Origin of the sequence: Sphingopyxis sp. (assembly GCF_035565275.1) — a bacterium.
Lineage (GTDB): Bacteria > Pseudomonadota > Alphaproteobacteria > Sphingomonadales > Sphingomonadaceae > Sphingopyxis.
Map to the genome: position 1 here is coordinate 62,924 of NZ_DATMST010000136.1, position 10,547 is coordinate 73,470.

The 10,547-nt window shown below is 65.4% G+C and carries 7 protein-coding genes; 5 read left to right on the plus strand and 2 right to left on the minus strand.

The genetic code is table 11. From position 1 onward, the window contains the following. The first annotated feature begins 396 nt into the window (after window positions 1–396). A complete protein-coding gene (locus VN047_RS09270; protein WP_325541982.1) occupies window positions 397–1,227 on the plus strand; it encodes a 23S rRNA (adenine(2030)-N(6))-methyltransferase RlmJ in 831 nt (276 codons plus the stop codon). Window positions 1,228–1,266: 39 nt separating this feature from the next. Here VN047_RS09270 and VN047_RS09275 read toward each other — a convergent pair whose 3' ends face one another. Beyond that, window positions 1,267–1,587, minus strand: coding sequence for a hypothetical protein (locus VN047_RS09275; protein ID WP_325541984.1), 321 nt, complete (start codon window positions 1,585–1,587; stop codon window positions 1,267–1,269). Window positions 1,588–1,957: 370 nt separating this feature from the next. Between VN047_RS09275 and VN047_RS09280 the strand changes: the two genes are divergently transcribed. Beyond that, window positions 1,958–3,706, plus strand: coding sequence for a DUF885 domain-containing protein (locus VN047_RS09280; RefSeq protein ID WP_325541986.1), 1,749 nt, complete (start codon window positions 1,958–1,960; stop codon window positions 3,704–3,706). 260 nt (window positions 3,707–3,966) lie between these two features. Here the strand turns inward: VN047_RS09280 and VN047_RS09285 are convergent, their stop codons facing one another. After that, the gene (locus VN047_RS09285) at window positions 3,967–4,896 is read right to left on the minus strand and encodes a LysR substrate-binding domain-containing protein (RefSeq protein WP_325541987.1); all 930 of its coding nucleotides are present in this window, start codon (window positions 4,894–4,896) and stop codon (window positions 3,967–3,969) included. A gap of 249 nt (window positions 4,897–5,145) precedes the next feature. Between VN047_RS09285 and VN047_RS09290 the strand changes: the two genes are divergently transcribed. From VN047_RS09290 to VN047_RS09300, 3 genes are all read left to right on the plus strand, one after another. After that, the gene (locus VN047_RS09290) at window positions 5,146–8,346 is read left to right on the plus strand and encodes an efflux RND transporter permease subunit (RefSeq protein WP_325541989.1); all 3,201 of its coding nucleotides are present in this window, start codon (window positions 5,146–5,148) and stop codon (window positions 8,344–8,346) included. Next, window positions 8,339–9,541, plus strand: a complete 1,203-nt coding sequence (locus tag VN047_RS09295; protein WP_325541991.1) for an efflux RND transporter periplasmic adaptor subunit — start codon at window positions 8,339–8,341, stop codon at window positions 9,539–9,541. The genes VN047_RS09290 and VN047_RS09295 overlap by 8 nt, the downstream gene beginning before the upstream one ends. Next, window positions 9,531–10,547, plus strand: a 1,017-nt coding sequence (locus tag VN047_RS09300; protein ID WP_325541993.1) for an efflux transporter outer membrane subunit, incomplete at its 3' end; no start/stop codon positions are given. The genes VN047_RS09295 and VN047_RS09300, both read left to right, overlap by 11 nt.

Consider the following 10,547-nt stretch of genomic DNA (forward strand, 5'->3'; position numbering starts at 1 on the left):
TTTTTGTGATTTTTCAAGGTCTTCCGACCACAGGTACTCGTCACCACCGTCGTCGGGGAGCCATTTCTTTCCAGACATGTGAAAGACGCTAAAGCGCGCCAGCTTTGCGCGACATCTCACCGGTGTTATCGCCCCTACTTCGGGGCAGCGATGAAAAGAGCCTCGATGCCAATCGCATCCGGCTCCTGGATGATCGAACATTCCCGTGCGGCCCGAGGCCTGTGCCTCCGCCTCTGGTGACGATCGCCAACGCGGGCTTGAGGCCTTGCGCAGAATGCTTTGAAGGTTTCCGCCCGACTCTATACGGGCACCGGATTGGTTGCTTCCATCGCCTCGCGCCCGGCTTCCGCGCCCGGCCGTTCGCATGAAGGCAGATCGCCGGGATTTTGAATTACAATGAATTATCGCCATTCCTTCCATGCTGGCAACAGCGCCGATGTCGTAAAGCACAGCCTGCTGATCGCCCTTGTGCGGGCCTTGCAGCAAAAACCGGGTGCGCTGACCCTGATCGACACCCATGCCGGTTGCGGGCTGTACGACCTTGGCGGCGAGGAGGCGAGGCGCACCGGCGAGGCCACACAGGGCGTGCTGCGGGCCTTTGCCGACCCGAACCCCTTGCTGGACGACTACCGCGCGGCCGTACAGGCGGTGAATGCCGGGGCCGAGCCTTGCTTCTACCCCGGATCGCCGCGATTTCTGGCGCAGCTTCTGCGTCCGCAGGATTTTCTGATCCTGAACGAGAAACATCCCGAAGACGCCCATGCCCTGCGCGGCGCGATGCGCGGCACATCCGCCGCCGTGCATCAGCGCGACGCCTACGAGCTCTGGCTGGCGATGCTGCCGCCCCGCACCGCGCGCGGTGTGGTCGTGGTCGACCCGCCATACGAGCAGACCGATGAACGTGCCCGTATAACCGCCACCCTCGCCGCCGCCCGCCGCAAATGGGCGCATGGCGTGACGGTGATCTGGTATCCGCTGAAAGACCGTGAGACGCATTGGCGGTGGAAGCAGCAGTTGCGGAAACTTGGCATCCCGAAGTTTCTGGTTGTCGAGCATTGGCTATACGACAGCGACCAGCCCGACATTTACAACGGCGCGGGCCTTTTCATCGTCAACCCGCCCTACGCCTTCACGCAGGCGCTGCCGCCCCTGCTGGAAGCCCTGCGCGCCGCGCTGGCGCCGGAGGGGCATCGGGGAGAGACTATCTGCGATTGGTTGGACGGTTAAAAACGGCCCTCGCCTGCCCTTGCTTCCGGTGAGCCGCGCTTAGTCGCCGTTGGCATCAACCATGAAGACCGTCGGCTTGCCGCGAGAAGCCGGGTCCCATCCTGCCGACAATGCCGCTCGCACGCCTCGCGAGGCTATCGCGTCGTTGATGTGCGAACGTCCTTTCGGCAGCCCTTTCAACAGGCGCTTTGGCGTCGGAAATTCCAGCACGGCTTCGCGTGGCATATCTCTCTGGCGCAAGGAGACCGTCATGCCCTTCCAGCCATCGGAAGAGGACAGTTGGGGCTCGCTAAGGAGTTCCCAGTCATATTTGACACCATCGATTTGGACGGTGCCGCCGCGGCCGTGCATGTGAAGCATAGGATGCCCTTAGCATGTTGGACGCGGCGCTCCAGTCGGTTCACATCAAAGATCGGCTAATCGTAACGTTGAACGACCGAGACAGCCGCTCCGCGGCGACGATATCGACCGGATCGGACATGCGAAGCGGGGGCCTTTACTTGAGAGCCGACGACGGATTTTCGTCGAACTGCACCGCTCCCTCATCACGTCAGTGCCATGCCTATCGCGGGACCTGGCCGGTTGGAGACGAGCAGCTCCCGGCGACCATCAACGAGGGCGGAGGTTCAAATATGTTCCATGGCTCTCGATGTCCTTTCGCCCGGGGCTTGCTCGCACCAACCAGATAGTATACGATTCTGGCATCGTACGTCTTGCGACAGGATTTTCGATGATGGTTTCGCTCCGTGCCGCGCTGTTCATCGGCCTCCTGTCGAGCGCGGCGCCGCTCTCCGCGGCGACTGCCGACGAGACGTTCAAAGCACTTTACACGCGCGAGTGGAACTGGCGAAAGGCGATCGACGGCGAAACGCCGGGCGCTGGCGGCGGGCGTATCCGGCTGGCGCGCGCCGACCTTGCCTCGCAAGTCGAGCGTGAAAAGATGTGGACGCAGGTGCTCGCCGACCTGAAGGCGATCGACCCCGCAACACTCTCTGTCGACGCCGCCGAGGATTATGCGGTCTACAAGCAGCAGGTCGAGACGCTGCTGGCCAACCAGACCTTTCGCGAGTTTGAAAAGCCGATCTATGGCGACAATTCCTTCTGGGGGAACATGTCCACCATGGGGCGGCGCAACCTGACATCCGAGCAGGATGCGCGCGACTATATCGCGCTGCTGGACGACCTTCCGCGCTTCTTTGCGGAGAATGTGACCAACATGCGCGCCGGCCTGAAGCGCGGCTTCACCCCGCCAGCGATCACGCTGGAAGCGCATGAGGCGCCGCTGGTTGCCGTGGCCAACGCAAAACGCGCCGAGGACACCGGATTCTGGAAACCGTTCGTCGCGCTGCCCGACACGATCGCGCCCGCGACGCAGGAAGCCCTTCGCGCCGAGGCGCGCGCGGCGATCATGGGAGCGATCGTCCCCGCCTATCGGGAAACGCTGACCTTCTTCCACGCCGAATATCGGCCAAAGGCGCGCGAACCGCTTGCGGCGGAGTCGATGCCGAACGGCAAGGCTTATTACCAGTCGCGCATCCGCGAGTTCACAACGCTGGAGATGAGCGCCGACGAGATTCACGCCATCGGACTCAAGGCGGTTGCCGACATCCGTGCCCAGATGATGGACATCGTCCGCGAGACGAAGTTCGACGGCGACCTGCCGGCGTTCCTGACCTTTCTGCGTACCGATCCGCGCTTCTACGCCAAGACGCCCGAGGAACTGTTGCGCGAGGCGGCGGTGATCGCCAAGCAGTTCGACGCTGTGGTGCCACGCTATTTCGGCCACCTTCCGCGCCAGCGCTTCGCGATCATCGAAGTGCCGCCCGATATCGCGCCCTTCTACACCTCGGGGCGCGGCGGGCCGGGAGCCTATCTCGTCAACACCTACGACCTCCCGTCTCGTCCGCTCTATTCGTTGCGCGCGCTGACGCTGCACGAATCGGCGCCGGGACATGCGTTCCAGATGCCGCTGGCCGCCGAGAACAAGCGCCAGCCGGATTTCCGGCGCGAGGTCTATGCCTCGGCCTATGGCGAGGGCTGGGCCCTCTATGCCGAGAAGCTCGGGCTGGAGATGGGGATGTATCCGACACCCTATGACCGGTTCGGGATGCTGAGCTACCAGATGTGGCGCGCGGTGCGACTGGTTGTCGACACCGGCATCCACCACAAGGGCTGGACCCGCGAGCAGACGCGGCAATATCTCCGCGACAACACCGCGCTCAGCGAGCGCGAGCTGGTCAACGAAGTCGACCGCTACATCTCCTATCCCGGGCAGGCCTGCGCCTTTTATCTGGGACAGATGACGATCGAGAAGGCGCGAGCCAAGGCGGCCAAGGCGCTCGGCGACAAGTTCGACATCCGCGCCTTCCACGATGTCGTTCTCGAGCTGGGCTCGGTGCCGCTGCCGGTGCTGGAGGCGCGGGTCGATCGCTTCATCGCGGAGGGCGGCAAGAGCCCCTACGCGGACGAGGAGACGTAGAGCTGCGTCCAGCCCCTTTCGTTACGGCTCCTGTCGTCGACCAGGCCTTCAAGCTGGCTTGCCCCAGCGCCTTTCTCGACTGCGTGCCAGGTGCGCAGCACCGCGACAACTTGTTCAACTGACGATCGACTGCCGCCGCTCGCCGGTAGCGGTCAGCCGGCTTTCGCACGGGATTGCGAAGTGGCCGTTCGCCGTACCGATATTTTCAGCGCAAACGAGATGTTCATGTCGGCTCGAGCTCGCAGATATCGGAAAGGTCGTCATCGAACTCGGTCAGCCGCCAGATGATACGCGGGATTCGGCGCGTCGGCTTCCAGGATCGTCTGCCGGAAGGCGTCGCCTACCGCAGAAAGCACGCGGTTGTGGATCAACCACAGGCTGCTCGTTACGGGCGTCGCGAAGGGGCGATTGACCAGCGTGTCGACATGCAACCGCGCCATCGACCGCGCGATGATCGTCGGGCCGAACCCGGCGGCAACGAGGCCGAGCAGGGTCGCCAGGCTCTGCGCCTCGTGCGCGATCTGCGGTACGAAACCCGCCTCGGCGCACAAGGCGAAGAAATGCTCGTTGAAACCCGCGCCGTTGGGGGCGCCGTAGAGCACCAGCGGTTCCTGCGCGAGGTCGGCGACATCGGGATCGGCGGTTCGGCGCGCAAGCGCATGGTCCGACCGCAGGGTCAGCACCAGATCCTCGGTCAGCAGGCAGCGGCAGACCATGCCCTCGGGCAGTATCGGCCGCTCGAAATCGCGGACGATGCCGATATCGACCTCCTGCGTGCGCACCGCCTCGATCTGCTCGTCACGACTGAGTTCGCGCAGGACCAGTTCGACATCGGGATGCGAATGGCGAAAGCTGTAAAGCGCGCGCGCGACCTGCGGCACGAACGGTCCCGACACTGTGAAAGCCAACCCCAGCCGGCCAGCCTCGCCCCGATGCGCGCGGCGGGCAATCTCCGCCGCCCGTTCGGACTGTTCCAACGTGGCGCGTGCCTCGGGAAGGAACAGCCGTCCCGCCTCGGTCAGCTGCACGCGACGACTGGTGCGGTCGAACAGGCGGGCGCCCAGTTCCTGCTCCAGCATACGGATCTGCTGGCTGAGTGGTGGCTGGGAGATGCCCAGCCGCACCGCTGCCCGGCCGAAATGCCGCTCTTCCGCGACAAAGAGGAAATACCGCAGATGTCGCAATTCCATTGATCAGGTCGTCCTGTGTATCGATCAAGCCATATTATATATTAGACGCGGATCGTCCAGACGCGCATTGGCCCAAAGGAATGGGGCGGTGAACCCGCTTTCCTGTCGTCGCGCACGGTCAATCCCCCCTCCCGACCCTGCTGCGCCCGGGAAGTGCTTCACCGTCCCATTCGTCCTGGGAGAGCGAGCCGGAACGGCATGATCTTTCGGTACCGACATTCCGGTCGGAGCCGTGTTCTGGAGCGTTGAATGATCGGTATCGTCAAGGTTGCACTGAATCGGCCGCTGACCTTCATCGTCATGGCGATCCTGATCGCAATCGTGGGATCCCTCGCCGCGCTGCGCACACCGGTCGATATCTTTCCGAACATCCGCATTCCCGTCGTCGCGGCCGCATGGAAATATTCGGGTCTTCCTGCCGAGGACATGGCGAACCGCATCATCACGCCCTATGAGCGCGTGTTGACGACGACGGTCAACGATATCGACCATATCGAAAGCCAGTCGCTCCAGGGCATCGGCATCGTCAAAATCTATTTCCAGCCCGATGCCGATATCCGCACGGCCACGGCGCAGGTCACCTCGGTCTCCCAGACCGTGCTGAACCAGATGCCGCCGGGCGTGACCCCGCCGCTGATCCTGAACTACAGCGCCTCGACCGTGCCGATCCTCCAGCTCGCCTTGTCGGGCAAGGGATTGTCCGAGCAGCAACTGTTCGACCTCGGTCAGAACCAGATACGCCCGTCGCTGGTCACCATTCCGGGCCTCGCCATGCCCTATCCATCGGGCGGCAGGCAGCGGCAGGTCCAGATCGACCTCAATCCGGTGGCGCTGCAATCCAAGGGGCTGACGGCGCAGGACGTCGGCGCGGCGATCGCGGCCCAGAACCAGATCAACCCGGCGGGTTTCGTCAAGATCGGATCGACGCAATATAGCGTACGCCTCAACAACGCGCCGGGCACGATCGAGGCGCTGAACGACCTGCCGGTGAAGGTCGTGAACGGCGCGACCATCTATATGCGCGATATCGCCTTCGTTCGCGACGGCAGCGGTCCGCAAACCAACGTCGTCCACGTCGAAGGCAGCCGGTCGGTGCTGCTGACGGTGCTCAAGAACGGCGCGACATCGACCCTCGCCATCGTCGACGGCGTCAAGGATGCGCTGCCGAAGATCAGCGCCACGCTGCCCGATACGCTGAAGATCCTGCCGATCGGCGACCAGTCGCTGTTCGTGAAGGGGGCCGTGGAGGGCGTCGTCCACGAAGGCGCGATCGCCGCGGCGCTGACCTCGCTGATGATCCTGCTGTTCCTCGGTTCATGGCGATCGACCGTGATCATCGCGCTGTCGATCCCGCTCGCGATCCTCGCCGCCATCGCGGCGCTCGCGGCATTCGGCCAGACGCTGAACGTCATGACGCTGGGCGGTCTGGCACTCGCGGTGGGCATCTTGGTCGACGACGCGACCGTGACGATCGAGAATATCAACTGGCATCTGGAACAGGGCAAGGGCGTGATCGAGGCGATCATGGACGGCGCGGCGCAGATCGTCACCCCCGCCTTTGTCGCGCTGCTGTGCATCTGCATCGTGTTCGTACCGATGTTCTTCCTGCCGGGCGTCGCCGGATTCCTGTTCGTGCCGATGGCCTTGTCGGTCGTATTCGCGATGATCGCGTCGTTCGTCCTGTCGCGCACGCTGGTCCCGACGATGGCGATGTATCTGCTGAAACCCCATCATCCCGGCGATGAGGATGCACATCTGGCCGGCACGCCCGACTCGCGCAATCCGCTGGTCCGGTTCCAGCGCGGCTTCGAACACCGGTTCGAAAAGATACGCGCCGACTATGTCGGCTTGCTTCGCCGCGCGCTCGGCGCACGCAAGCCGTTTCTGCTGGGCTTCCTCGCGGTCGTCATCCTGTCGTTCGGGCTGTTGCCGATGCTCGGCAGCAATTTTTTTCCGTCGGTCGATTCGGGCCAGATCGCGATGCATGTCCGCGTGCCCGTCGGCTCGCGGATCGAGGATACGGCGGCGCGGTTCGACCGCATCGGCCGGACCGTGCGGACGCTGGTACCAGCCGGCGAACTCGGCGCGATAACCGACAATATCGGCCTGCCCGTCAGCTCGATCAACACCGTCTACAACAACAGCGGCACCATCGGTCCGCAGGACGGCGACATGATGATCACGCTGAAAGAGGGACATCGCCCGACCGACGAGATCGTCGGCCTGCTTCGCCGCGAACTCCCGCGCCGTTTCCCCGGCGCCACCTTCTCCTTCCTGCCCGCCGACATCACCAGCCAGATCCTGAACTTTGGCGCGCCGGCGCCGATCGATATCCAGATCGCCGGCAAGGATGCGGCCGCCAACCGCGCCTATGCGCAAAAGCTGCTCGCGAAAATCGGCACTATCCCGGGCCTCGCCGATGCGCGCATCCAGCAGCCCGGCCGCTCGCCGCAGCTCAACGTCGATGTCGATCGCTCGCGCGCCGGCCAATATGGCCTGACCGAACGCGACATCACGAGCAGCCTCGGCAGTTCGCTCGCCGGCACGTCGCAGACCGCGCCGGTCTTCTTCCTCGACCCCAAGAGCGGTGTGTCCTATCCCGTCGTCGCGCAGACGCCCGAATATCTGGTCGGATCGATCAGCGCGCTGTCGAACGTCCCCGTCGCCGCCGCGGGCAGCCGCGATGGCGCGGTCCAGACGCTGGGCGGTCTTGCAACGATCAATCGGTCGAACACCCTGCCGGTCGTGTCGCATTATAATATCGCGCCGGTGCTCGACATCTATGGAACGGTGCAGGGCCGCGATCTGGGCGCGGTCGCCGGGGATATCGAACAGATCATCAAGACGATGAAAAAGGACGAGCCCAAGGGTTCGACGATCACCATCCGCGGCCAATATGCGACGATGAACACCGCTTTCTCGGGCCTCGGCTTCGGCCTCGCCGCCGCGATCGTGCTGATCTACCTGCTGATCGTCGTCAATTTCCAGAGCTGGGTCGACCCCTTCGTCATCATCACCGCGCTGCCCGCGGCGCTCGCCGGCATTGTCTGGATGCTGTTCGTTACCGGCACGACGCTGTCGGTCCCGGCGCTGACCGGCGCGATCATGTGCATGGGGGTCGCCACCGCAAACTCGATCCTCGTCGTCAGCTTCGCGCGCGAAAAGCTCGCCGAACTGGGCGACGCGACGCAGGCGGCGCTCGAGGCGGGCCTCGTGCGCTTCCGCCCGGTCCTGATGACCGCGCTGGCGATGATGATAGGAATGGCGCCGATGGCCCTCGGCCTCGGTGACGGCGGCGAGCAGAACGCCCCGCTCGGCCGCGCGGTCATCGGCGGGTTGTTCTGCGCGACCATCGCCACCCTCTTCTTTGTCCCCACCGTCTTCGCCCTCGTCCACCGCCGCCACAAGCCGGCTCAGCCCCAGATGGAAATGCAGCCCAGCCATGTCTGAAAAGCCCCTTCCCGCTGAAACCGGCGGTCCCGACAACCGGACCCTGAAGCGCGTCGGCATCGGCGCCGCGATCGTCGCGCTGGTGGTCGTCGCCGCTGGCACCGCCTCGCGTCTCGACGCAACGAACGACCTGCGCGATATCGCCGCGGATGCCGCCGTTCCCACCGTCGCGGTGGTCCAGCCGCAGGACGGCGCCGGCGCGGGCGATCTCGTCCTCCCCGGCAATGTCCAAGCCTATAACAGCGCGGCCATCTACGCGCGCACCAACGGCTACGTCCGTCGCTGGCTGGCGGATATCGGCGACCGCGTCCGCGCGGGCCAGACGCTTGCGATCCTCGATGCGCCCGAGATCGACCAGCAGCTCGCGCAGGCGCAGGCCGACTATCAGACCGCGCTCGCCAACCAGAAGCTCGCGGGCACCACCGCGACGCGGTGGAACGCCTTGCTCGCCGAAGATGCCGTCTCGCGGCAGGAAGCCGACGAAAAGGCCGGCGACCTCGCCGCGCGATCGGCGCTCTCCAACGCCGCGCTCGCCAATGTAAAGCGCCTGCGTGCCTTGCAGGGCTTTACCCGCCTCGCCGCTCCCTTCGATGGCATCGTCACCAGTCGCGCGGCACAGATCGGCGCGCTCGTGGTCGCGGGTAATGCAGCCTCGCAGCCGCTTTTCACCGTGTCCGACGTCCATCGCGTGCGCATCTATGTGCGCGTGCCGCAAACCTATTCGGCCGATGTGAAGGCCGGCATGACAGCGTCGCTCACCCTGCCCGAATATCCGGGCCGCAGCTTCGCCGCGACGCTGACCCGCAGCGCGGGCGCGGTCGATGCGCAGTCGGGGGCCGTGCTGGTCGAACTGCAGGCGGAGAATCCCGACCGCGCGCTCAAGCCCGGCGCTTTCGCGCAGGTTCGCTTCGACGTTGGCAAGGGAAGCGGCAACGGCCTGACGCTGCCGAGCAGCGCCGTTCTTTACGGCAATGACGGCCCCACCGTCGCGGTGGTCGACAGTAAAAATCGCGTAACCGTGCGGCCGGTGACGGTCGCCCGCGACGAAGGAGCGACCGTCGTCATTTCCGGCGGCGTCCGCAAGAACGAACGCGTGATCGATACGCCGCCCGACGCGATCCAGACGGGCGACAGGGTCAAGGTGCAGGCCCCCGCCGCGACGGGCGGCCGTAAAGGCGCCGCGCATGCAGGTTAGGGCCATGCGGCTCGCGGTGATCGCTGCGCCGGCGCTGCTCGGCGCCTGCTCGATGGCCCCCGCCTATCACCCCCCGCAAACCATCGCGCCGCAGGACTATAAGGAAGTCGCGGGCTGGACCCAGGCAACGCCGCTCGACACCGCGCCGCGCTCGGCCTGGTGGGAGGCCTTCAACGACCCGATATTGAACGACCTCGAGGTCCGTGCCGAAAAGGCGAGCCCGACCCTTGCCGCCGCGCTGGCGCGTTATGACCGGGCGCTGGCGGCAGCCCGTGTCGAGCGCGCCGACCTGTTTCCGACGGTCGCCGCCGGAAGCGACGCCAGCCGGCAACGTGTGTCCGGCAGGCGCTTCGGAGGCGACGGCAACCCGCGCACCTATAATGATTTCAGCATCGGCGGCGCGCTGGACTATGAAATCGACCTCTGGGGCCGCATTCGCAACGGCGTGGCCTCCGCGCGCGCCGATGCCGAGGCGAGCGAGGCCGATCTCGCCTCGGCGCGCCTCAGCCTGCAAGCCGCGGTTGCCGACGCCTATGCGCGGCTGCGCGGCCTCGATGCGCAGGCGGACCTGCTGCGCCAGACGGTCGACGCCTTCGGCAAAGCCTATGACCTCACTGTCCGCCGTCATGACGGCGGCATCGCGTCGGGGATCGACGTCAACCGCGCCCAAACGGTGCTCGGCAACGCCCGCGCACAGATTTCCGCCGTCGCCGCCGAACGCGCGGCGACCGAGCATGAGATCGCAGCGCTGGTCGGCGAACTCGCGTCGGATTTCTCGATTGCGCCGCAGGTGCAATCGCTCGACGCCCCGGCCCTGCCCGCCGGGACACCCTCGAGCATGCTCCAGCGCCGCCCCGACATCGCCGCCGCCGAGCGCCGCGTCGCCGAAGCCAATGACCGCGTCGGCATCGCCCGGGCAGCATTCTTCCCCACGCTTTCGCTGGGAGCCTCCGTGGGCTACGAATCGACCGCGCTCACCAGCCTGATCAGCCGCTCCAGCTTCCTC

What these genes read in the sequence shown, in the direction of transcription:
- VN047_RS09275 (WP_325541984.1), bottom strand. Translation starts at nt 1,587, where the DNA reads ATGCTTCACATGCACGGCCGCGGCGGCACCGTCCAAATCGATGGTGTC.
- VN047_RS09285 (WP_325541987.1), bottom strand. Translation starts at nt 4,896, where the DNA reads ATGGAATTGCGACATCTGCGGTATTTCCTCTTTGTCGCGGAAGAGCGG.
- VN047_RS09270 (WP_325541982.1), top strand. Translation starts at nt 397, where the DNA reads ATGAATTATCGCCATTCCTTCCATGCTGGCAACAGCGCCGATGTCGTA.
- VN047_RS09290 (WP_325541989.1), top strand. Translation starts at nt 5,146, where the DNA reads ATGATCGGTATCGTCAAGGTTGCACTGAATCGGCCGCTGACCTTCATC.
- VN047_RS09295 (WP_325541991.1), top strand. Translation starts at nt 8,339, where the DNA reads ATGTCTGAAAAGCCCCTTCCCGCTGAAACCGGCGGTCCCGACAACCGG.
- VN047_RS09280 (WP_325541986.1), top strand. Translation starts at nt 1,958, where the DNA reads ATGATGGTTTCGCTCCGTGCCGCGCTGTTCATCGGCCTCCTGTCGAGC.